This window comes from Rhodovulum viride, from assembly GCF_003265965.1.
Taxonomy (GTDB): domain Bacteria; phylum Pseudomonadota; class Alphaproteobacteria; order Rhodobacterales; family Rhodobacteraceae; genus Rhodovulum; species Rhodovulum kholense.
In genome coordinates, this window is the sequence record NZ_MUAV01000004.1 from 202188 (window position 1) to 223997 (window position 21810).

At 69.5% G+C, this 21810-nt stretch carries 15 protein-coding genes; 5 read left to right on the forward strand and 10 right to left on the reverse strand.

Annotated features, from left to right (window positions below; all coding sequences use genetic code 11):
• Nucleotides 1-260: 260 nt before the first annotated feature.
• The 6 genes from BYZ73_RS05035 to BYZ73_RS05060 form a co-directional block, all read right to left on the reverse strand.
• Complete coding sequence (locus BYZ73_RS05035; RefSeq protein WP_112315127.1) at nucleotides 261-1181, reverse strand: ATP-binding cassette domain-containing protein; 921 nt, start codon at nucleotides 1179-1181, stop codon at nucleotides 261-263.
• Entirely contained in the window at nucleotides 1174-2181 is a 1008-nt protein-coding gene (locus BYZ73_RS05040) for an ABC transporter ATP-binding protein (protein WP_112315128.1), read from the reverse strand. Before BYZ73_RS05040 ends, BYZ73_RS05035 begins: the two co-directional genes overlap by 8 nt.
• Nucleotides 2181-3059, reverse strand: a complete 879-nt coding sequence (locus tag BYZ73_RS05045) for an ABC transporter permease (RefSeq protein ID WP_112315129.1) — start codon at nucleotides 3057-3059, stop codon at nucleotides 2181-2183. The genes BYZ73_RS05040 and BYZ73_RS05045 overlap by 1 nt, the downstream gene beginning before the upstream one ends.
• The gene (locus BYZ73_RS05050; RefSeq protein ID WP_112315130.1) at nucleotides 3056-4063 is read right to left on the reverse strand and encodes an ABC transporter permease; all 1008 of its coding nucleotides are present in this window, start codon (nucleotides 4061-4063) and stop codon (nucleotides 3056-3058) included. Before BYZ73_RS05050 ends, BYZ73_RS05045 begins: the two co-directional genes overlap by 4 nt.
• 84 nt (nucleotides 4064-4147) lie before the next feature.
• Nucleotides 4148-5719, reverse strand: coding sequence for an ABC transporter substrate-binding protein (locus tag BYZ73_RS05055; protein ID WP_112315131.1), 1572 nt, complete (start codon nucleotides 5717-5719; stop codon nucleotides 4148-4150).
• Nucleotides 5720-5978: 259 nt separating this feature from the next.
• Nucleotides 5979-6728 carry an IclR family transcriptional regulator gene (locus tag BYZ73_RS05060; RefSeq protein ID WP_112315132.1) on the reverse strand — a complete coding sequence of 250 codons (750 nt, stop codon included), beginning with the start codon at nucleotides 6726-6728 and terminating at the stop codon, nucleotides 5979-5981.
• Nucleotides 6729-6990: 262 nt separating this feature from the next.
• Between BYZ73_RS05060 and BYZ73_RS05065 the strand changes: the two genes are divergently transcribed.
• From BYZ73_RS05065 to BYZ73_RS05080, 4 genes are all read left to right on the forward strand, one after another.
• On the forward strand, nucleotides 6991-8289 hold the full coding sequence (locus BYZ73_RS05065; RefSeq protein WP_112315133.1) for a KamA family radical SAM protein: 1299 nt from the start codon (nucleotides 6991-6993) through the stop codon (nucleotides 8287-8289).
• A gap of 203 nt (nucleotides 8290-8492) precedes the next feature.
• A complete protein-coding gene (locus tag BYZ73_RS05070; protein WP_112315134.1) occupies nucleotides 8493-9599 on the forward strand; it encodes an NAD(P)/FAD-dependent oxidoreductase in 1107 nt (368 codons plus the stop codon).
• The gene (locus BYZ73_RS05075) at nucleotides 9568-9867 is read left to right on the forward strand and encodes a 2Fe-2S iron-sulfur cluster-binding protein (RefSeq protein WP_108026350.1); all 300 of its coding nucleotides are present in this window, start codon (nucleotides 9568-9570) and stop codon (nucleotides 9865-9867) included. The genes BYZ73_RS05070 and BYZ73_RS05075 overlap by 32 nt, the downstream gene beginning before the upstream one ends.
• Nucleotides 9860-11302, forward strand: a complete 1443-nt coding sequence (locus BYZ73_RS05080) for an FAD/NAD(P)-dependent oxidoreductase (protein WP_112315135.1) — start codon at nucleotides 9860-9862, stop codon at nucleotides 11300-11302. Before BYZ73_RS05075 ends, BYZ73_RS05080 begins: the two co-directional genes overlap by 8 nt.
• 93 nt (nucleotides 11303-11395) lie before the next feature.
• On the opposite strand, the gene BYZ73_RS05085 is transcribed toward BYZ73_RS05080, so the two are convergent.
• From BYZ73_RS05085 to BYZ73_RS05100, 4 genes are all read right to left on the reverse strand, one after another.
• The gene (locus BYZ73_RS05085) at nucleotides 11396-11578 is read right to left on the reverse strand and encodes a hypothetical protein (protein WP_108026355.1); all 183 of its coding nucleotides are present in this window, start codon (nucleotides 11576-11578) and stop codon (nucleotides 11396-11398) included.
• Nucleotides 11579-11707: 129 nt separating this feature from the next.
• On the reverse strand, nucleotides 11708-14674 hold the full coding sequence (locus tag BYZ73_RS05090) for an SdrD B-like domain-containing protein (RefSeq protein WP_112315136.1): 2967 nt from the start codon (nucleotides 14672-14674) through the stop codon (nucleotides 11708-11710).
• 498 nt (nucleotides 14675-15172) lie between these two features.
• Complete coding sequence (locus tag BYZ73_RS05095; RefSeq protein ID WP_112315137.1) at nucleotides 15173-17503, reverse strand: hybrid sensor histidine kinase/response regulator; 2331 nt, start codon at nucleotides 17501-17503, stop codon at nucleotides 15173-15175.
• Between the two features lie 221 nt (nucleotides 17504-17724).
• Nucleotides 17725-18789 carry a UDP-glucuronic acid decarboxylase family protein gene (locus BYZ73_RS05100; RefSeq protein ID WP_112315138.1) on the reverse strand — a complete coding sequence of 355 codons (1065 nt, stop codon included), beginning with the start codon at nucleotides 18787-18789 and terminating at the stop codon, nucleotides 17725-17727.
• A gap of 641 nt (nucleotides 18790-19430) precedes the next feature.
• Here BYZ73_RS05100 and BYZ73_RS05105 point away from each other — a divergent pair.
• On the forward strand, nucleotides 19431-21809 hold the full coding sequence (locus tag BYZ73_RS05105; protein ID WP_108026366.1) for a glycogen/starch/alpha-glucan phosphorylase: 2379 nt from the start codon (nucleotides 19431-19433) through the stop codon (nucleotides 21807-21809).
• The last annotated feature ends 1 nt before the right edge of the window (nucleotide 21810 follow it).

The following is a 21810-nucleotide window of genomic DNA, read 5'->3' on the forward strand; positions in this document are numbered from 1 at the left end:
CTGCCCCGTCTGCCTGCCCGGCCCCGAGACGGGACGTGCCCGCCCCTTACCTTGCGTTTGACTATATATGGCGTTTGCCACCTGACAAGCCCCGCAGATGCGGTGGCCCTTGGGGCGGTGACTAAAGGCTTTGCGTAACGGCGTTGTGACGCCGGACCGCGCGATGCCACCGGGATGTGCCTGCGAATTGTGCAAAGCGCCCGGTGTCTCGTGCCTTGGGGCCCCAAAGCCCTGCCGCGCGCGGGGTGCGAACCGGGGCGTCACCCCCGGGAATCGCCCATGTCGGCGGGAAGAGACCCGGCCGCGGTCGAGGGCTGGGGGCGACCCGGGGGCCGGAGGTCGCAGTTGGTCCCGGCCGTCGTGGCGGCGGACCGCAAGGGCGCTTCGATGTCGGGGGCCGCGTCGATCAGCCTCCGGGCAAAGGCGGTGCGGGGAGCGTCGAAGATCTGCGCGGCCGGTCCTTCCTCGACCAGACGTCCCTGACGGATCAGCGCGATCCGGTCGCAGAGGTAACGCACCACGGCCAGATCGTGGCTGATGAAGAGATAGCCGAGCCCCAGCCGGTCCTGCAGCTCGATCAGCAGGTTCAGCACCTGTGCCTGCGCCGAGACATCGAGCGCCGAGGTGGGCTCGTCCAGCAGCAACAGCTCGGGCCCCGCCGCCAGCGCGCGGGCGATGCCGATCCGCTGGTTCTGGCCGCCGGAAAGCTCGTGGGGAAACCGGCGCAGGTGATCGGGCCTCAGCCCGACCGTCTCGATCAGCTCGGCCACCCGCGCGCGCCGTCCGCGCCGGTCGAGCCCGACGGTGTCGCGATGCACCAGCATCGGCTCGGTCACGATCTCTTCGGCGGTCATGCGCGGGTTCAGCGCGGCCTGCGGGTCCTGAAAAACGATCTGAACCCGGGCGCGGAAGGCGCGCAGCGCGCCCGGCCCGAACCGGGCCACATCGGCGCCGCGATAGAGGATCTGGCCCGCATCGGGGCGCTCGAGCCGCAGGATGACGCGGGTCAGGGTGGACTTGCCCGCACCGCTTTCGCCGACGATCCCGAGGCTTTCGCCCCGGGCGATCCGCAGGTTGACGCCATCGAGTGCCACCACCTCGGGGCTGCGGGCCAGCAGGCTGCGGCGCGGCCGGTAGAGGCGCGAGACGCCGCGCAGCTCCAGAAGCGGCGGATCAGCCATGGGTGGGCCCGTCCGCATGGGCGCAGGCGACGGCATGGCCCGCGCCAAGGGGGCGCAGCGGGGGCCGGGCGGCGCGGCAGGCGGGGGTCGCCCTCGGGCAGCGGGGCGCGAAGCGACAGCCGGGAGGCGGGGCCAGGAGGTCGGGCACGGTGCCGGGCAGGGCGTTCAGCGTGCCGCGCGGGGTGTGCCGCCCCGGAACTGCGGCCATCAGCGCGCGGGTATAGGGATGGGCCGGGCGGTCCAGCACCTCGACGACCGGCCCGGTCTCGACGATGCTGCCCGCATACATCACCGCGACATGGCTGCAGGCCCGGGCCGCCACGCCCATGCTGTGGGTGATCAGGATCATGCCGAGGCCGCGATCGGCCGCCATGCCCTGCATCAGCGCGAGGATCTGCGCCTGAACGGGCAGGTCGAGCGCCGATGTGGGCTCGTCGGCGATCAGCAGGTCGGGCGCGCCGATCAGCGCCATGGCGATCAGCACCCGCTGCCGCATCCCGCCCGAGAATTCGTGCGGCCAGGCGCTCAGCCTCTGGCGCGCCGAGGCGATCCCGACCCGGTCGAGCATCGTGGCCGCCAGCGCCCGGGCGGCCGTCCGGGCGGGGCCGGGGCCCAGCAGCGCGGGATCGTGGCGGGCCGCGGCCAGCGCCACGTCCGCCAGCTGTTCGCCGATCCGCATCGTCGGGTTCAGGCTGGTGGCGGGGTCCTGCAGGATCATCCCGATCCGGCGGCCGCGCAGCGCGCGCATCCGGCGTTCGGACAGCGCCATCAGGTCCTCGCCGTCCAGCCGCACCTCGCCCGCCGGATACTGCGCGGGCGGGCAGGGCACCAGGCGCGCGACGGACAGCCCGGTCAGCGTCTTGCCGCAGCCGGATTCGCCCACCAGACCCCAGATCTCGCCCCGCGCGATCCGGAGGGCGACGCCGTTCAGCACCTGCACCGGGCCGTCGCGGGTCGCCATCGTCAGATGCAGGTCGCGGATTTCCAGAAGCGGGGGCATCAGCGGCCTCCGCGCGGATCGAGGCTGTCGCGCAGCCCGTCGCCCAGGAGGTTGAAGCCGAAGACCGCGACGAAGATCGCAAGGCCCGGGGCCATCGCCACCCACCACATGTCGGGCATGTAGGCCCGCGCCGTGGCCAGCATCGTGCCCCATTCCGGCACCGGCGGCCGCACCCCGATGCCGATGAAGCCAAGCCCGGCCACCATCAGGATCGCAAAGCCCATGTCGAGCGACATCTTGACGATCACCGGCGAGACGCAATTGGGCAGGATGTGGCGGACCAGCACCCGCGCTTGCGAGGCGCCCATCGCGCGGGCGGCGGTGACATGGGGGCGCTCGCGCGCGGCCAGCACCTCGCCACGCAGGAGCCGCGCGTAGCCCGGCCACCAGCCCAGCGCCAGCGCCAGCACCATGTTCTGGAACCCCGGCCCCAGCACGGCCGCGACGGTCATGGCAAGGATCAGGTTCGGAACGATCAGCATGAGGTCGGTCAGCCGCATCAGGATCTCGTCGATCCAGCCGCCGAGAAATCCGGCGATGCCGCCGATCAGAATGCCGGTGGTGCCGCCGATCAGCACCACGGAAAAGCCTGCCAGCACCGAGGCCCGGGCGCCCGCAAGCGTCAGCGACAGCACGTCCTGGCCCAGCTCGTTGGTGCCGAAGGGATGGGCGGCCGAGGGCGGCTGAAACCGGGCGGCGGTGTCGATGCCGCCCGCGACATGGGCGGGATAGGGCGCGAGAAGCGGGCCGAAAAGGGCGAGCGCCAGCACCAGCGCCACGAGCCCCGCGCCCAGCAGCGACAGCCGGTTCCGCCCGAAGCGGCGCAGGGCGCGCGGGCGGCGGGCGGCGGGCCTCGGCGGGCGGGTCCCGGCCGTCATTCGTAGCGCACCCGGGGGTCGATCAGCCCGTAGGCCAGGTCGACCGCCAGATTGACCGCAACGAAGATCAGCCCGGTGACCAGCGCCACCCCGATCGCCGGCATCATGTCCTGGCTGAGGATGGCGCGGGTGGCGTAAAGCCCGAGCCCGGGCCAGTCGAAGACCGTCTCGACCAGCACGGTGCCGCCCAGCAGCCAGCCGAAATAGAGCCCGATCACCGTCAGCGTGGCCGAGACCGCGTTGCGGCCGATGGTCTTGATCAGGATCTTGCGGCGCGGCAGGCCCAGCGCGCGGGCGGCGGTCACATAATCCTGCGCCATGACCTCGATCGCCGAGGCGCGCATCATCCGCAGGATCGCCGCCAGCGGCGACAGCGACAGCGCCAGCGCGGGCAGCGCGAGATGGCGGCAGGCGGCCCCCAGCGTGGCCCAGTCGCCCGCCAGCGCCGCGTCGAGGGTGACGAGCCCCGTCACCCGGGGCGGCGGCAGGGTCACGACGGGCAATTGCCCGCCCAGCGGCAGCCACATCAGCCAGATCGCGAAGACCAGTTGCAGCAGCAGCCCCAGAAAGAACCGCGGCATCGAGATCGCGCCGATGGCCAGCACCTGGCCAAGCCGGTCGGGCCAGCGGTTCTGCCAGAGCGCGGTCAGAAGCCCCAGCGGCAGCCCCAGCGCTATGGCCAGCGCCATCGCCGCCAGCACCAGTTCCAGCGTCGCGGGCAGATAGATGGCGATGTCTTCGGCGACCGGGCGCCGGGTCATCAGCGAGCGCCCCAGATCGCCCCGGGCCAGCCCCTCGACATAGCTCAGGTACTGGTCCCAGACCGGCCGGTCGAGCCCGAATTCCTGCGCCAGTGCCGCGCGTTCGGCCAGCGTCGCGTTGGGGCCCGCGGCCAGCCCCACCGGGTCGCCGGGCAGCAGCCGGGCAATGACGAACATGATCGCCGTCAGCCCGACCAGCACCGGACCCAGCATCAGAAGGCGGCGAAGAAGAAAGCGAAGCATTCAGCGGTTCTCGGGGCAAAGAGGCCGTCGGCGGACCCCGGTCGCCAGATGCGCCCGGGGCGGGGGGGCCGGGCGCGTCCGGGCTCAGACCAGCGACAGCGGCCAGCACTCGATGGCATTCGCGGCGACCGGTGTGAAGACATGGCCCTGCACCGCGTCGCGGAAGCCGAGCTTGCGCCGCTCCTGCACCCCGAAGAGATCGGGCGCATCGGCGACCACCTTGCGCTGGAAGTCGCCATAGATCGCCTTGCGGGCCTCGATGTCGGTTTCGGTGCGGCCCGCCTCGATCAGCCGGTCGACTTCGGGGTCGGCAAAGACCGGGTTCTGCCAGTTGCCGTTCGAGGCCGAATGATAGGCGGCATAGGCGAAATTGTCCGGGTCGCCGTAATTCGCGGTCTGATAGACCGGGAAGAAGTCCGGCAGCGTATCGGGGCTGGCGCAGGCGGCGACCATTTCGGGCCAGCGCATCGGCTGGATTTCAAGCGTGATGTTCAGCGCCCTGAGGCTGTCCAGCAGCACCAGCGCATAGCGCCGTTGCTGTTCGAGATTGGCGGAATAGACGATCTTCAGCGAGATCCCGCCCTCGGGCGTCGCGGTCCGCGCCAGATGGGCACGGGCGGCGTCGGGGTCGTGGCGGGGCACCGCCAGGTCCGGGTCGTGCCCCAGGATGCCCAGGGGCAACGGGCCGACCATCAGATCGGCATACCCGGCGGTATCGCGCAGCGCGTCGTAATCGAGCGCATGGGAAATCGCGCGGCGCATGTTGATATCGGCCAGCGGGCCGCGGCGGGTGTTCATCTTGATCGTGAAGGTGCGGTATTCTGGTTCGATCACCCGCACCACGCCCGGCGCGCCTTCCAGCGCGTCCATGTCCTCCGAGGTCAGGTCCAGCGCGACATGGATCTCGCCCCGTTGCAGCAACAGCCGCTCGGTTGCACCCTCCCGGGCGATGCGCCAGATCACGCCGTCGAGATTGCCGCCGCCGCCCTGCCAGGCGGTCGGGGCCGGGACAAAGCGGTAAAGCGCGCCGGGCTGGGCCTGCTCCAGCGCGAAGGGACCCGAGCCCGCGGTCTGCGTCATCAGCCAGCTCTGGCCGTCATCCTCGCCCAGATGCGCCTCGACCGCGGCCTTCTCGACCACCGGGAACCAGGGCAGCACCTGCAGGAAGGCGGCGAAGGGCGCGGCCAGGGTGATCCGCACCGTCGCCGGGTCGACCGCCTCGAGCCCCTCGGGCGTGAGGATGCCCCGCAGCATCCAGGAATTGCCCTTGGCCAAACGCAGTGCCCTCGCGAAGGAATAGACCACGTCCTCGGCGGTCACCGGGGCGCCGGAGTGAAACCGCGCCGCCGGGTCCAGATGGAACTCATGCGTCATCCCGTCGGCCGAGCTGTCCCAGCTGCGGGCGAGTCCCGGCACCGGACGGGGCGGACTGCCCGAGACGCGCAGCAGCGGATCGTAGACATTGCGCATGAAGAAGGCGGGGGCATAGCCGGTTGCGGTGTGCGGGTCGAGATTGGGAAAATCCTGCCCCGAGGCGATCACCAGAACCCGGGGCGCCTGGGCGCGAAGGCGGCCTGGCAGGGCAGCCCCGGCAACCCCCGCTCCGGCCAGCAGGAACAGGTCGCGCCGGTTGAGCGCGCGAAACGGGTCGGTCATGATGTGGTCTCCGAGTTGAACGCGCCCGTTCCGGGTCTCGTTTTGCGACGTCGATCTTTCGCGGTCTGGATAGGCGACCGCTGCGTCACCTTCATCTCAAACGACACGGCAGATCGGCCGTGGCACGATGTCGCGGCGATCTCGGGCGCAACGCCGCATCGGGTCGGCGGGGCGCGTCCGCACTTCGGCGGGATCGTGCCGCGCCGCAGGATGAGGCCTTGAAAAAAACTGGTCAAAGCCCGGATGTCTGGCCGCCAGCTTACGCGGGAACCCTGCGTTCGGCCGCGCGGAACAGCGGATCGCCCACCGCTTCGGCGATGCCTCCGGCGCTGTCGAGCATCGCGTCGATCATGGTGTTGCGTTCGGCTTCCGAGACCAGATTATGCGGATAGACCAGGCAGAGGCTGACCGCCTCCGACGTCACCGGATCGCCCACCGCGACGGCCAGCCCGTCGACCCCGGGCGTGGTTTCCTGAGACGAGAAGGAATAGCCGGTGCGGCGGATCCTTTCGAGCTGGGACGCAAGCCGTTCGGCGACGGGGCCGTCGGGATAAAGCAGGGCAACCTCGGCCGGGGCCAGCCGCGCCAGCAGGCTGCGCCCGGTGGCACAACGCTCGGCCGCAAGCTTGTTGCCGACGCTGGCGCCGACGCGCAGCGCGTTCGTGCCCTCGAAATCGGCGATGGCCAGAACCTGGCGGCCGTCGCGGATCGACACATAGCCGGTATGGCCGAAGGCCTGGCTGAGTTCATGGACGGCGGCCCGGGCCCTCCCGATCACGCCCGAGGAATAGCGGAACGCGGCCGAGAGGTTCAGCATCATCCGGCCCGGCCGGTGGCGGCGGCTGCCGCCGATCTCTTCGAGCATCCCGGTCTCGCGCATCGACTTCAGCAGGCGCGAGGCCGAGGCCTTCGGCAACCCCAGCCGTTCGGACACCTCTGACACCGTCAGGTCGGTGCAGTTATTGCCGAAACAGCGCAGCACCAGTGCCGCATTCTCCAGTATCGTCATTCCACCAGTTCCAGAAAAGCGGAACAACCGTTCCATTATTCGAAACAATTATCGGCCTGACGCGGCGCGTCAATCGTGAAATGGGTCGCAAATATGACAACGTCGCGGCGTTTTCCCGGATACTTGCGGCGGGACGGGCGGAAATCCGCCCGCGCGACCATTGAACTCGGGTACGTTTGGCGTCATCCAGCCGACCTCGGGGTATACGAGCGCGCGGACGACCGACGCGCGACGGCCCGCTTCCCATCGGACCCTGCCTGCGATGACCGAAGACCCCCTTTCCGATGCATCGACCGCCCGCGACGGCCGGGTCGGTTCCCGCGATGCGGTCCCGCCCGCCGCTTCGCCCGCCGCTTCGTCTGCCGCTCCGGCTGCCGCGTCCGCGCGGCGGCCGGGCTTCCCGTCGAGCCCCGAGGCGCGGGCCTTCCGGCGCCGGGTCTTTCCCGAGGCGACCGCGGCCGAGTGGAGCGACTGGCGCTGGCAGCTGCGCGCCCGGATCCGGTCGCTTGACGGGCTCGAACGGGTGTTTCGCCTCTCCGGGGACGAACGCGCCGCGGTCGCCCGGCACAAGGGCGGGCTGCCGGTCGGGATCACACCCTATTATACCAGCCTGATGGGAGCCGACGACCCGGCCGAGCCGCTGCGGCGCACCCATATTCCGGTCGGGCAGGAATATCTGCGCCTGCCGGGCGAATCCGACGACCCGCTGGGCGAGGACCCGGCCAGCGCCGTGCCGGGGCTCGTGCACCGCTATCCCGACCGCGCCCTGTTTCTGGCCACCGGCACCTGTTCGACCTATTGCCGCTATTGCACGCGCTCGCGGATGGTCGGCCAGACCGGGGGCGAACAGCAGATCTCGGCCCGCCACTGGGAGCGCGCCTTCGCCTATATCGAGGCCACGCCGCAGATCCGCGACGTGCTGGTGTCGGGCGGCGATCCGCTGACGCTGTCGGATGACAAGCTGGACTATCTTCTGGGGCGGCTGCGCGCGATCCCGCATGTCGAGTTCATCCGGATCGGCACCAAGGTGCCTCTGGTGCTGCCGATGCGGATCACCCGGGCGCTGACGCGGATGCTGCGCAAGCACCATCCGCTGTGGATGTCGGTGCATTGCACCCATCCCGCCGAACTGACCCCCGAGGCGACCGAGGCGCTGACCCGGCTGGCCGATGCGGGCCTTCCGCTCGGCGCGCAGACCGTGCTGCTGAAGGGCATCAACGACAACGTCGAGACGCTGCGGACGCTTTACCGCGAGCTTCTGCGGCGACGGGTCCGGCCCTATTACCTGCTGCAATGCGACCCGATCACCGGCTCGGGCCAGTTCCGCACCCCGGTCGAGACCGGGCTGGACCTCATCGACGGGTTGCGCGGCCATCTGACCGGTTATGCGGTGCCGCAGTTCATCATCGACGCGCCCGGTGGCGGCGGCAAGGTGGCGCTGGTGCCCGACCATGTCGAGGGGCGCGCCGGCGACGACCTGCTGTTGCGCAATTTCGAGGGCCGGATCTACCGCTATCCCGATCCCGGCGGCCGGATCGGGACCGGAAAGCCGCACTCCTGAGCCGGCCGGCCGGCGCCGGGGCGCGATCCCGAAGAGGCCCAGAATTCGCGCATGCCGGGCGCAGGGTCAGGCAGAGTCGCGCAGGGCCGCCTGGGAAATGCCGTCACCGGCCCGGGTCGCTCGACGGCGGGTCAGAATCCGGCTATCCGGGACCGAGGGAGGCCACGCCGTGCCCCGCTGGGGACGGGCACGAAAGGGCTAGGATGGACAGCGAATACGCCATCATAGGCGGCGGAGTCGTCGGCCTTTCGGTCGCCTGGGGGCTCCTGCTTCGGGGCCGTCGTGTCACGGTGATCGACGGCGGCGACGCGGCGCTCAGTGCCAGCCGCGGCAATTTCGGCCTGATCTGGGTGCAGGGCAAGGGCCTGACCGAGCCGCGCTATGCCCGCTGGACGCAACGCTCGGCCGCGGCCTGGGGCGGATTCGCGGCCGATCTGGCCCTTGCGGCCGGTCGGTCGGTCTGGGTCGAGCAAAAAGGCGGCTACGACATCCAGTTTACCGAAGCGGGGCTCGAGACCACGGCCGCGCGCTACGAGACGCTGAGGGCCGCGCTTGGCGGCGACTATCCGTTCGAGATCCTCGACACTGCCGCGCTGCGACGGGAAGAACCCGCGATCGGGCCGCGCGTGGCCGGGGCGATCCTGCACCGCCAGGACGGCCATGCCGATCCGCTGGGACTGCTGGCCGCGCTGAGCGCGGCGGTTCGGCGCGCGGGCGGCAGGGTGCTGACCGGCCGGCAGGTGACCGGGGTCACCCGCAACGGGGCCTTCCGGCTGACCTGCGCCGACGGCACCGTCCTCGAGGCGGGCAAGGTGGTGCTGGCCGCCGGACTTGGCGCGGCGCGGCTGGGGCCTGCCTTCGGGTTTCGCGCCCCCGTGCGGCCGCAGCGCGGCCAGGTGCTGATCACCGAAAAGCTGCCCCGGCTTCTGAACCGGCCTTCGGTGATCGCCCGGCAGGTGCCCGAGGGCGGCATCCAGATCGGGGCCACCAACGAAGAGGTGGGCTTTGACGACGGCGTGACCCGGTCCGGTCTGGCCCGGCTGGCCGCCGATGCGGTGGCGGCCTTTCCCCCGCTGGCGCGGGTCCAGCTCTTGCGCAGCTGGGGCGCGCTTCGGGTGATGAGCCCGGACGGGCTGCCGATCTATCAGGAAAGCGCCGCGATGCCCGGGGCTTATCTTGTGACCTGTCATTCCGGCATCACGCTGGCGGCGGCCCATGCGCGGTTTCTGCCCGACTGGCTCGAGGGGACCGATGCGGCCCCCAATCTGGAGGTATTCCGTGAAGACCGTTTCAACCTTCCTGTCGCTTGAGGCACCCGGCCCGCGGGTGCGGGTCTGGCTGGACGGGGCGCCGCTGCACCTGCCGCGCGGCGCGAACCTGGCCGCGGCCCTGCTGGGGGCGGGCGTGAACACCTTCCGCGGCACCGCCTGTTCGGGGGCGCCGCGCGCGCCCTATTGCATGATGGGGGCGTGCTTCGACTGCATGATCGAGGTCGAGGGCGAAACCCGGCAGGCCTGCCTGCTGGAAGTGGCCGAGGGCATGCGCCTGACCCGGCCGGGGGCGCCCGGCGATGCATGAGACCGACCTTGCCGTCATCGGCTCGGGGCCGGCGGGCATGGCGGCGGCGGCCGAGGCGGCCGGGCTCGGGCTTCGGGTCGCGCTGTTCGACGACCAGCCGCGCCCGGGCGGGCAGGCCTATCGCGATGTCGACCGGGTCGGCCCGATGCGCGGCGCCGTTCTGGGACCCGATTTCGTCGAAGGGCGGCGCCTGACCGCAGCGCTGGACGATCCGCGCATCTCGCATCTGGGGGGCGCCGGGGTCTGGGCGATCGAGCCGGGCTTCACGATCTGCTATTCCCAGGCCGGGGAGGCGCGGCTGTTGCGGGCGCGGCGGGTGCTTCTGGCCACCGGTGCGCTGGAACGGCCGATGCCGGTGCCGGGCTGGACGCTGCCCGGTGTGATGACCGCCGGGGCCGGGCAGATCCTGCTGAAGCAGGCGGGGCTGGTGCCGCGCCGCTCGGTTCTGGTGGGGACCGGGCCGCTCTTGTACCTCTTCGCGGTGCAGATGGTGCGGGCCGGGATCAACCCAGCCGCGCTGATCGAGACCCAGACCCGCGGCGATCTGGCCCGCGCGCTGCGCCATATGGGCGGGCTTTTCGGCGGCTGGGGCTACATGACCGAGGGCTGGCGGCTGCTGCGGGTGTTGCAGCGCGCAGGCGTGCCGCGCATCGTCGGCGCGCATGAGATCGCCATCGAGGGCGAGGACCGGGCCGAGGCGGTCCGCTTTCGCCGCGGCGGTGCCCAGCACCGGCTGCCCTGCGACACCGTTTTCCTGCATCACGGCGTCGTGCCGAACCCGCAGGCGGCCCGCTCGCTGGGGCTCGACCATCGCTGGGAGCCGCGTCAGCAGTGCTTCGTGCCGGTCTGCGATGCCTGGGGCGAGGCGGCGTCGGCAGAGGGCGGGGTCGAGGGCGTTTTCGTGGCGGGGGACGGCGCCGGGATCGGCGGGGCCCGCGCGGCCGAGCTGCAGGGGCGGCTGGCCGCGCTTCGGATCGCCGCTGGCCTGGACCGGATCGGCAGCGAGGAGTGCGACGGCCGCGCGAAACCGCTGCGGCGGCAACTGCGGCGCGAACTGGCGGTGCGGCCGTTTCTGGATGCGGCCTATCCGCCCTTCGCCGAGGCGCTTCGGCCTGACGACACGACGATGGTCTGCCGCTGCGAAGAGGTGACGGCGGGCGAGATCCGCCGGGCGGCCGCGCAGGGTTGCCCCGGCCCGAACCGGCTGAAGGGCTTCCTTCGGGCCGGAATGGGGCCGTGTCAGGGGCGGGTCTGCGGGCTTGCGGTGACCCAGATCCTGGCCGAGGCGACGGGGCAGAGCCCGGACGAGACGGGCTATTTTCACATCCGCCCGCCGATCAAACCGCTGACGCTGGGCGCGCTGGCGGCGCTGGCCGAAACCGGCGAGGCGGCCGGGACCGACAAGACCGCTCCGGGGCAGGGCGACGCCGCCTGACCCCGTGCCCCCGGCGCAGAAAGGCCCGCCTCGAGGCGGGCCTTTCCGGTCTCACGCGTATGGCCGGAGAACCGGCCAGGGCGGTCCGGGCGCTCAGGCGGCGCGGCGGCGACGCTCCCAGGCCAGGAACACGATGGCGACCAGCGCGGCGATGGCGGCGGTGCCTTCGAGGGCGCTGATTTCCGGCACCGACGTCGTCGTCGGCGGGGTGAAATTCGAGGCGTGGCTTGCGGTCGCGACGATGCTGGCGGCAAGGGCGGTCAGAATGGTCTTCATGGAACGTCTCCCTCTCTTGGGCTCAGAAATGACAGGGCCGTCGGCGGTTGGCCGGGGCCTGCGGGTTGGGCGGAATGTCCCGCCGGTGTCGAAGGCCGGCTGCCCGGCCCTCGCCAGTCGTATCCCGGTTCAGCACAGGCAGTCGTTCTGGTCGAAGTCGAAGGCGACGATGAACGGTTGCGCGTTTTCCGGAGTGACAGGGTCCGGATCGACGATGAACGAGGCGATGTCGCCGTCTCCGGCAACGAAGCCCTCGCCATTGGCCAGCGCCTGCTGAACGAGGAAATCCACATCCGCGCTCTGACCGTAGGCGGGATCGAGCCCGAGCACGAAATCCGAAACGCTGTCGGTGCCCCAGACCCCGGGGTCGAGCGTGTCGGTCAGTTCCCAGATCGCCAACTGGACTTCCCAGCCAGAGAACTTGCCATCGACCGATCCGGCCGAATTGGCTTCGAAGTCCTGGGCGATGATCCAGTTGATCAGATCGAGATTGTCGGCCGCGGCCAACCCGTTGGCCAGTCCAACCTGGGTCGCGCCGAAGACGGACCCGTCCTCGCCGCTTTCGATATTCCCGGTCAGCTCGGGGGCGGTGGCGAAGCTGCCATCGGTTGCGACCGCCGTCTGGAAGCTGAGGCAATAGGCCTTCTCGAACACGATCCCGTCGAGCCGGTCGTCGCCGGTGCCGGTGATCAGCAGGTCATAGCCGTAATCCTGGATCGGCGAGACCTCGTTGCCCGCGATCACCTGATAGGTGGCCGTCTCGGGCAGGCTGTCGATCAGCGACTGCAGCGAGTTGGCATCGCCGCAATAGGTCATTTCGACATTGGCCGAGGCGGTGCCGCCATTGCCGTCCGAGACGGTGTAGCTGAAGCCCGCCGTCGCCTGTTCGCCGATGTCGAGCGCGGCGATGGCGGCGTTCGCGTTGCCCAGCACCTTCAGCACTCCGCCTTCGAGCGTCACGTCGCCCGCGGCGGTCGAGACGGTCTGACCCTCGGAAATCGCCTGCCCGTCGATTTCGGTGATGGTCAGCGTGTCGCCGTCGGGATCGCTGTCATCGCCCAGAACGTCGACGACGATCACGGTATCGGCGCAGCCGCGGCCGGCATCGTCTTCGGGCTCGGGGGTCCGGTTCTCCTCGATCAGGCCCGCGTCGATGGTCAGGTCGATCTCGCCCGCGCCAAGATCGATGATGTGGCTGAGCCCGGTCGCGGGGTCGGCATCGCTGTCGAGCGCGTCGTCGCCCGCGTCGGCAGTGGTGAAGTCGAAGCCAGCGACCTCGTCGAACTGCACCCGATACTGACCGGCCTCGAGCCCGTCGAAGAGGTACTTGCCATCGGCATCGGTCACGGTGGTGCGCCCGGTCGCGCTGCCATCGCCGTTCAGAAGCGTCACCAGAACGCCTGCCGCGCCCAGCTCGCCCGCGTCCTGGAGGCCGTCGCGGTCGGTGTCGTACCAGACCGTATCGCCCAGCGCGCCGAGCACCGGCTCTTCGTCCTGGCAGAGCTGGATCTTGTCGATCCGCACGAATTCGCCATCGTCGCCGCAGGCGTAGATCTCGATCTTGTCGCCGGCATGGACGGTGAGGTTCTCGATCTTGAAGGCGGTGAAGGTGCCGTTGTCGTCGCCTGCGCCGTCGGTATCGCCATCCAGAAGGATGGTGCCCACCTCCTGCCCGTTGATCCTGATCACGAGGGTCGACTGCCCGTCATTCTCGTCCTGCGCGAAGACGCGCAGATCGTAGGTGCCGTCGCAGCCCTTGAAGCTGGTCGAAAGCGCCCCCCAGGTCCCGCAAGCCAGCCGCACCAGCTCGCCGCCCGAGGCCTCGGCGCCGCGGACGGCGACGAAGTTGTAGGCGCACATGTCCTCTGCCTCGATCACCACGCAGGGCTCGCAGGCGGGCTGGCAGATCTCGATCTTGTCGATCCGGGCGAATTCACCGCAATCGCCATAGCCCTTGAGGGTGATCTTGTCGCCGGCCTTCAGCGACAGATCCTCGATGGTCACGCTGGACCAGGAGGAACTGCCGACGCCGCCGTCGCCGTCGCCGTTTTCATTGAGCCAGATCGTCTTGACCTTCGAGCCGTTCACATAGACGTCGATGGCGCCGCGGCCGTCGCTTTCATCCATGTAGGTCAGCGTAAGGTCGTAGCTTCCGGTGCCGCCGTGGAAGGTCGTCGTGGCATAGCCCGAGCCCGCGCACAGCATGATGCCCGCCCCGTCCGAGGCATCCGAGCGGCCCTCGACCTTGTAGCCGCACAGGCTCATGTCCTCGGCCTCGATCACCGTGCAGCTGCCCGAACCGCCCTCGGCGACGTCCTGGACGCAGACCTTCAGCAGCTTGACCTCTTCGCCGCCCTTGCCGTCCGAGACCCGCACCTGGACCTCATAGGTGTTGTCGCCGCCCGCATCGGCCGGGGCCTCGTAATCGGGCGGGGCGATGAAGCCGAGCTGGCCGGTCGCGGCGTCGATCTTGAAGAGCGCCGCATCGGCGCCGCCGATGACCGCGTAGCTCAGCGCATCGCCATCGGCGTCGGTCGCGTCGAGGTCGATGACGAAGGTGGTGTTTTCGTCGATGGTGATGCAGTTGCCGGGCGCGTTCGAGAAGGTCGGCGGCGTGTTGGGCGGTGCGACGCAGCCCGCGCCGAGGCAGGCATAGTCGATCATGCAGCCGCTGACATTGCAGGTCTGGACCACGGTCAGCGTCACCCCGGCGGGCGGCACCGCGCCATAGAAGGTGAAGAAGTCGTCGCCCTTGCCGGGCGCGTCATAGCCTTCGACCTCGATCTCGATCAGGTAATAGATCCGCCCGTCCGAGCCGCGCAGCACGTGATACTGTTCGGCATAAAGCTGGGCGCCGACGCGGCCGCCATTCACATAGGCGTCCTGGCCGCTCCAGTCGCTGGCGTTGTCGTCGCAATACTCGTCACCCGAGAGGATGCTGTCGTCGTCATAGGTCGCCATCGTCACCGTGGCGCAGGCGGGCATCTTGAAGCTGTCGCCGCAGGACAGGTTGGTGTCGTTCGAGGCCAGCAGATCGGCCTCGGTATAAGCGGTCCATTCGTAACGCTTCTGGTAGTGTCCATAATAATAGGTCATTGCTTCCGTCCCTCGCTGGCCCTGAAAAAACGGGCTCGTCAACCTGCGGCCCGGCGCGCGGCTTTTTCATCCGTCTGCGTCGAACGCGCTTCACACTGGCTGTGGTTTCGGCTGTGAAAAGCCGCTGCGGATCGAGGGAAACGGACTCAGGACAAAAAAAGACCGCCCGAACGAAAACGTCCGCCCCCTGCGGTTCCGGATCTTGGTCGAATTGCGCGAAAGAAACCCTGAAATCCGGGTCGCGTTTTCGCGCGGCATCCTTGAATCAAGCCGTCCCCCAACGGCACGCAGCGTATAAACCCCCCTACGACCACACGCTCGGGGACATGATACCGGTTTTTGTCGTCTTTTCGACGAATTTTTCCAATTCTCGCAAAAGCGCGTGAAGGGGTATGAAAGAAAAGAGGAATATCGCGGTCGCGCTGTCGGCTGGGCACGGCCGGTGCGCAGCCCGGGGACGCGACGTCACCGCTGCGGCGGAACGCGGAGATTCGGCGCTCAGCCGGCGGCGCGGAGCAGCGGCGGGACCTCGGAACCGGTTTTGTCCAGCGCGTCCGGGCAGGGTCCGGCCGGGCGAGAGCCGTCGGGCGCGATCGTTTCGGCGGTCTCGGGGAACGTGTCACCCAGAAGCTCGGCCAGGCGCTTGCGCGAGACCGGCTTGAGCGCGACCTCCTCCATTCCGGCCGCGCGGAACCGCGCCAGGTCGGCGGGCAGGGTATGCGCGGTCATGGCGACGATCCGGGTCTGGGGGCCGCCCGCGGCGCGGATGCGCCGGGCGGCCTCGACCCCGTCGAGGCGGGGCATGCTGATATCCATCAGGATGACGTCGTAGTGCCGGGCCGTGGCCGCCGCCACGCCGTCGATCCCGTCTCCGGCCTCGGTCACGCGATGGCCGAGCCCTTCCAGCAGGCGGCGGGCGACGAAGCGGTTCACGCGGTTGTCCTCGACCACCAGCACGTCGAGCGGCCGCGCCGGGCCCGAAGCGGCCGCCGGGGCGGCGGGCAGGGCGATCTCGGCCCGCGTCTCGGGAAGATCCAGCCGCAGCGTGAAGACGCTGCCCCGGCCCGGGCGGCTCTCGACCGCGATTTCGCCGCCCAGCAGCCGGACGTGGCGGGCGACGATGGCAAGCCCCAGCCCGGTGCCGCCGGCCTCGCGCCCGTAGGTGGCGTCGACGGTGAAGAACTCGTCGAAGATGTGCGGCAGATCCTCGGGCGCGATGCCGATCCCGGTATCGGCGACGCGGATCTCGACCCGGCCGTCGGCGGCCCGCGCGGCCGAGATCGTGACCGTGCCGTCGCGGGTGAACTTGACCGCGTTCGAGATCAGGTTGATCAGGATCTGGCGCAGCCGCAGCGCATCGCCGCGGACCTCTTCGAGGCCGGGGGCGATGTCCAGCACCAGCCGGGTGTCGCGCAGCCTGGCCAGCGACTGGTGGATGGCGACCACGTGCCTCAGCTTGGCGGGCAGGTCGAAGGCCTCGTTGCGGACCTCGGACCGCCCGGCATCCCGGCTCGAGGCTTCCAGCGCGTCCTCGACATGGTGCAGCAGGATCTCGCCCGAGCAGGCCATGACCTCCAGATACTGGCGCTGCTCGGCATCGAGCGGTGTGCGCTGCATCAGGTCCATGGTTCCAAGGAGCCCGTTCAGCGGCGTGCGCATCTCGTGGCTCATCACCGCGACCAGCCGGGACTTGGCCTTCTCGCCCGCGAGCGCCCGGTCGCGCGCCGCGGTCAGTTCGGCCTCGGCGGCCTTGCGGTCCGAAATGTCGCGCAGGAAGCTGACGGAAATCGGGCCGTCCTCGCTGGCGCCATGGGTGACCGAGAGCTCGGCGTCGAACCGCTCGCCGGTCTTGCGTTGCAAGGTCATCTCGAACCGGCCGCTCTGGACTTCGCCGCGCCGGTGCGCCTCCCGGTAGTATGCCCGGGTGGCCTTGTGGGCGTCGTGCATGTCGGGCGGGATCAACAGATCGGTGGCGCTGCGACCGATGACCTCGTCGCGGGCATAGCCGAAGGTCTGTTCGGCGGCGGCGTTGAATTCCAGCACGCGCCCGTCCTCATCGGTCACGATGACCGCATCGAGCGCGGTCATGACCACGGCATTGAGCCGGGAGGAGCTTGCCTGCAGCAACGCGCTGCGGGTGCGCATCTGCTGTGCGAGGCGCAGCAGCGCGCCGATGCCGGCCAGCAGGAGCGAGATCAGCGCTAGGGCGATCAGTGCCAGCGAGCTCTCGAGCCGGTCGATCAGGTCATGCGCCCGAAGGTGGATCTGCATCAGGAGATCTGCGCCCTGCGAGGACAGGTCGTGGACATGCGTTCGTATGGCATCGAGTTCGTCGATGAGGCCGGGCAGGCGGGGGCGCAACCCGGCATCGTCGGCTGCGGCCATCCGGGCCATGTGGCGGGTCGCCCGGTCGATGTGCCGGATCTGCTCGCCCAATCCGAAATCGCGCAAGAGGTCGGAATAGGGGGCGGTCCGGGTCACAAGGTCGGCCTGCCGGAGGTAAGCGGCGATGTGATGCCTGATCCGTTCGGGCGGAACCATGTCCTGCTGCGCCAGAAAAAGCACGTTCTGCAAGGCGCTGTATTCGGTCTCCAACCGGGCCAGGGCCGTTTGCGCCGCGCCCGAGGTCAGGTCGTGCAGCCGGTCCTCGCGGTCGCGGATCTCCAGTGTCATCGTGCCCATCAGCCCCATCAGCACCGCCATCGACACCGCCGCCGCCGCGATCTCGATCCGGCCGGAGCCGGAACGCAGAGCGCGCGCGCGCAGCCGCGCCATCAGTCTGGCGGCAAAACCCAAGGCGGTGCGGACGGGCAGGGGGGCGGCGGACATGACGGAAACCTCGGCGAAAGACGGTCGTGCCGGCCCGCGCGGCGCGCGCCAGCGCTAGCCAGATCAGCGCAACTTTGCGTCAATTTTAAGGAAACTCGCGCCAAAGCAGACTGAATGCCACGTCGGGCAGGCAGGTCGGGGCGCGGTGCGGCGACGCCCCCTTCCAGAACAGGGATCGTTTCCGCGCGCGGTGCGTTCCTGCCGGGCGGCGTCCTTGCCGATCAGATTGCGCGCAGGGCTTCGGCCGCGACCGGGTCGGGCGGCAACGGCCGCAGCGCGGGGATCGGGGCCAGCTCGCACTGCCCGGCGAAATAGGCCAGCGTGGCGCGCAGCCCCTCGTCCAGCCCGACCGTCGGCGCCCAGCCCAGCAGCCTGCGGGCGCGGGTGATGTCGGGCCGGCGCTGCACCGGGTCGTCGCAGGGCAGCGGGCGGAAAGCCAGCCCCGACCGCGACCCGGTCAGCCGCAGTACCGTTTCGGCGAGGTCGAGCACCCGCATCTCGGCCGGGTTGCCGAGGTTGAGCGGCCCGGTCAACTCGGGCGGTGTCGCCATGAAGGCAATCAGCGCCCGTATCATGTCCGAAACGAAGCAGAAAGACCGGGTCTGTTGGCCGTCGCCGTAGATGGTGACCGGCTCTCCCGAAAGCGCCTGCATCGCGAAGTTCGACACGACCCGCCCGTCACCGGGGCTCATGCCCGGGCCATAGACGTTGAAGAGACGCGCCACCTTGAGCGGCAGGCCGTACAGTCGGCGGAAGTCGAAGATCAGCGTCTCGGCGCAGCGCTTGCCCTCGTCATAGCAGGCGCGGGGGCCGATCGGATTGACATGGCCCCAGTAGTCCTCGGTCTGGGGATGCACGATCGGGTCGCCATAGACCTCGGAGGTCGAGGTCTGCAACAGCCGCGCCCCGGTGGTGCGGGCCAGTTCAAGCAGGTTGAGCGTGCCCAGAACCGACGTCTTGACGGTCTGCACCGGATCGCGGGCGTAATGGGCGGGCGAGGCCGGGCAGGCGAGGTTGTAGATCTCGTCCACCTCGATCTGCAGCGCCTGCGTCACGTCGCGGCAAAGCAGCGTGAAGGCCGGATCGCCCCGCAGATGCGCGATGTTGCTTTCGCGCCCGGTGCTGAAATTGTCGAGGCAGATGACCTGATGGCCCCTCGCCAGCAGCGCCTCGCACAGATGGGTGCCGATGAACCCGGCGCCGCCGGTCACGAGGCTGCGTATCGCGGTGTGCTTCAATGGAATGATGCCTGTGCTGTCGGTTGGCGTTTCAAAGCCTGTCGGCATGCGCGCCTCGGGCCTGGCTTGGTCGGGGCGGCGGGCGACAGGCCCGCCAGAGATTTGCCGACCCGTGCGGACCCCGCGCCGGTCGGTACTGACCCAGCGGCGCCCGGAACGGGGGCGCCGCATCGCAACCCACCCGGTCCCGGCTTCAGGCTGTGCGGGACGTCTCGCTGCAACCGCACAGAGTGTCGCACAGGTTCACTCAACTTCCAATTAAATTTTATCAATTAGATTCAACCAAGACGTGCATCTCGCCTCATCGCCATGATGGCCATTCCCGTCCCGGCGGCGGCGCGTATCGCCGTCAGGCGCCGGACCCGGCCGCGTGCAGGGACCGGACCCGGCATCGGGTCTCGTCACCATACCGGCCCCTGACGGCGTCTCCATCCCCCGCGACGGTCCGTGACGCCACGGCCCTCTGCGGCGCCGCGTCGCGCGCAGGGCCGGGACCGCAAGCGGGCGTCCGACGGGGGCCGAGTTCTCCGCTTCGGCCTCTGCCCGGAAAAGGGTCTGCCGCGCGCCGCTCTGGCGCGGAAGAGGGCATTTGCACGTCTTTGGAGAACTCGCGCTTGAAGCGGCGCCCCTTTTCCTTCCATATCGCGGCAGGACCGCAACCTGTCCAATCCCCTGATGGAGGCCTTCTCTTGACCGCCGCCGACCTGCGCGATGCCATCCTGCGTCACCTCGCCTACGAACTGGGCACCGATCCCGGCCATGCCACCCTTCACGACTGGCGGATCGCCCTGTCGCTGGCGGTGCGCGACCGGCTGGTCGACCGCTGGTTCGCCGCCAACAGCGCGACCCGTGCGGCGCAGCCCAAGCGCGTCTATTACCTGTCGATGGAATTCCTGATCGGCCGGTTGCTGGAAGACGCCATCGTCAACCTGCGGCTCGAGGATCAGGCCCGCGGCGCGCTGGCCGATCTGGGGCTCGAGCTTGACGCGGTGGTGCAGAACGAACCCGACGCGGCGCTGGGCAATGGCGGGCTCGGGCGGCTTGCGGCTTGTTTCATGGAATCGCTTGCCACCATCGGCTGCCCCGCCTTCGGCTACGGGATCCGCTATGAAAACGGGCTGTTCCGCCAGTCCTTCCAGGACGGCCGTCAGGTCGAGGAGCCCGAGGACTGGCTGAGCCAGTTCCATGCCTGGGAATTCGAACGCCGCGACGTCGCCCAGGAGATCCGCTTTGGCGGCGAGGTCACCGAGAAGGACGGCCGCGCGGTCTGGACCGGCGCCGAGGCGGTGATCGCGGCGGCCTTCGACACGCCGATCATCGGCTGGAAGGGGCGCTGGGCCAATACGCTCAGGCTGTGGTCGGCGCAGCCGCTCCACGGCTTCGATCTGGCGCGGTTCAACCGCGGCGAATATGCCGCCGCCGCCGAACCCGAGGCGACGGCGCGGACCATCAGCCGCGTACTTTATCCCGACGACACCACCGGGCAGGGCAAGGAATTGCGGCTGAAGCAGGAATACTTCTTCACCGCCGCGTCGCTGCGCGACATCCTGCGCCGGTTCGAGGAAGAGGGCGGCGCGCTGGCCGATCTGCCGAAGAAGGCCGCGATCCAGCTCAACGACACCCATCCGGCGATTGCCGGGCCGGAACTGGTGCGGCTCTTGCATGACGAACGCGGCATGGCGCTGGACGAGGCCATCGCCACCGCGCGGGGCTGCCTCAGCTATACCAACCACACCTTGATGCCCGAGGCGCTGGAACGCTGGTCCGAGGATCTGATGACCCGGCTCTTGCCGCGCCACATGCAGCTGATCGAACGGATCGACGAGGCCCATGCCGCCGAGATGCCGGGCCGCCGGGTCACGCTGCGCGAGCATGGCGAGGTCAAGATGGGCGAGATCGCCTTCACCATGGCGCACAAGGTCAACGGGGTCTCGGCGCTCCATACCGATCTGATGAAGGAAACCGTCTTCGCCGAGCTGCACCGGCTGCATCCCGACCGGATCGTCAACGAGACGAACGGCGTCACGCCGCGCCGCTGGGTGCTGTCGGCCAACCCGCGCCTCAGCCGGCTGATCACCGAGACCATCGGCGAGGGCTGGGTCGACGATCTGGAACAGCTTGAAAAGCTCGAGGCGTCGCTGTCCGATCCGGCCTTTCTCGACGCCTATGCCAAGGCCAAACGCGAGAACAAGGCAGACTTCGCCGACTGGCTGGCCGCAGAACAGGGCGTGCGGGTCGATCCCGAGGCGCTGTTCGACGTGCAGATCAAGCGCATCCACGAATACAAGCGCCAGCATCTGAACATCCTCGAGACCGTCGCGCTCTGGCGCGAGATCAAGGCCAATCCGGGCGCGGGCTGGGTGCCCAGGGTCAAGATCTTCGCCGGCAAGGCCGCGCCCGGCTATGTCTTTGCCAAGGAGATCATCCATCTGATCAATGACGTGGCCGAGGTGCTGAACGCCGATCCGGTCACCAGCCCCTATCTCAAGGTGCTGTTCCTGCCGAACTACAATGTCAGCCTCGCCGAGCGGCTGATCCCGGCCGCGGATCTGTCCGAACAGATCTCGACCGCCGGCAAGGAGGCTTCGGGCACCGGCAACATGAAATTCGCGCTGAACGGGGCGCCGACCATCGGCACGCTCGACGGCGCCAATGTCGAGATCCGCGAACGGGTGGGGGCGCGCAACTTCTTCCTGTTCGGCATGACCGCGGCCGAGGTCGAGGCGCGCCGGGCCGTGCCCGACCACGCCAAGCTGGCGATCCAGGCCGACCCGCGTCTGGGCGGCGCGCTGAAGGCGATCAGCCAGGGCGCGTTCTCGCCCAAGGACCGGCACCGCTATCGCGGGGTGGTCGCCAACCTGACCGGGCAGGACTATTTCCTCGTCTGTTCCGATTTCACCGCCTATTGGGACGCCCAGCGCCGGGCCGAGGCGGCCTATGCCGATCCGGACGTCTGGCACCGGATGGCCGCCTGCAACACCGCGCGGTCGGGCTGGTTCTCGTCGGACCGCACGATCCGGGGCTACATGGGCGACATCTGGGGCACCGTGCCTCTGGTCGCGGAATGAC

Bases quoted from the DNA above. Each gene is read 5' to 3' on its own strand.
- BYZ73_RS05035 (WP_112315127.1), bottom strand. From the start codon at position 1,181: ATGGCTGATCCGCCGCTTCTGGAGCTGCGCGGCGTCTCGCGCCTCTAC.
- BYZ73_RS05040 (WP_112315128.1), bottom strand. From the start codon at position 2,181: ATGCCCCCGCTTCTGGAAATCCGCGACCTGCATCTGACGATGGCGACC.
- BYZ73_RS05045 (WP_112315129.1), bottom strand. From the start codon at position 3,059: ATGACGGCCGGGACCCGCCCGCCGAGGCCCGCCGCCCGCCGCCCGCGC.
- BYZ73_RS05050 (WP_112315130.1), bottom strand. From the start codon at position 4,063: ATGCTTCGCTTTCTTCTTCGCCGCCTTCTGATGCTGGGTCCGGTGCTG.
- BYZ73_RS05055 (WP_112315131.1), bottom strand. From the start codon at position 5,719: ATGACCGACCCGTTTCGCGCGCTCAACCGGCGCGACCTGTTCCTGCTG.
- BYZ73_RS05060 (WP_112315132.1), bottom strand. From the start codon at position 6,728: ATGACGATACTGGAGAATGCGGCACTGGTGCTGCGCTGTTTCGGCAAT.
- BYZ73_RS05065 (WP_112315133.1), top strand. From the start codon at position 6,991: ATGACCGAAGACCCCCTTTCCGATGCATCGACCGCCCGCGACGGCCGG.
- BYZ73_RS05070 (WP_112315134.1), top strand. From the start codon at position 8,493: ATGGACAGCGAATACGCCATCATAGGCGGCGGAGTCGTCGGCCTTTCG.
- BYZ73_RS05080 (WP_112315135.1), top strand. From the start codon at position 9,860: ATGCATGAGACCGACCTTGCCGTCATCGGCTCGGGGCCGGCGGGCATG.
- BYZ73_RS05085 (WP_108026355.1), bottom strand. From the start codon at position 11,578: ATGAAGACCATTCTGACCGCCCTTGCCGCCAGCATCGTCGCGACCGCA.
- BYZ73_RS05090 (WP_112315136.1), bottom strand. From the start codon at position 14,674: ATGACCTATTATTATGGACACTACCAGAAGCGTTACGAATGGACCGCT.
- BYZ73_RS05095 (WP_112315137.1), bottom strand. From the start codon at position 17,503: ATGTCCGCCGCCCCCCTGCCCGTCCGCACCGCCTTGGGTTTTGCCGCC.
- BYZ73_RS05100 (WP_112315138.1), bottom strand. From the start codon at position 18,789: ATGCCGACAGGCTTTGAAACGCCAACCGACAGCACAGGCATCATTCCA.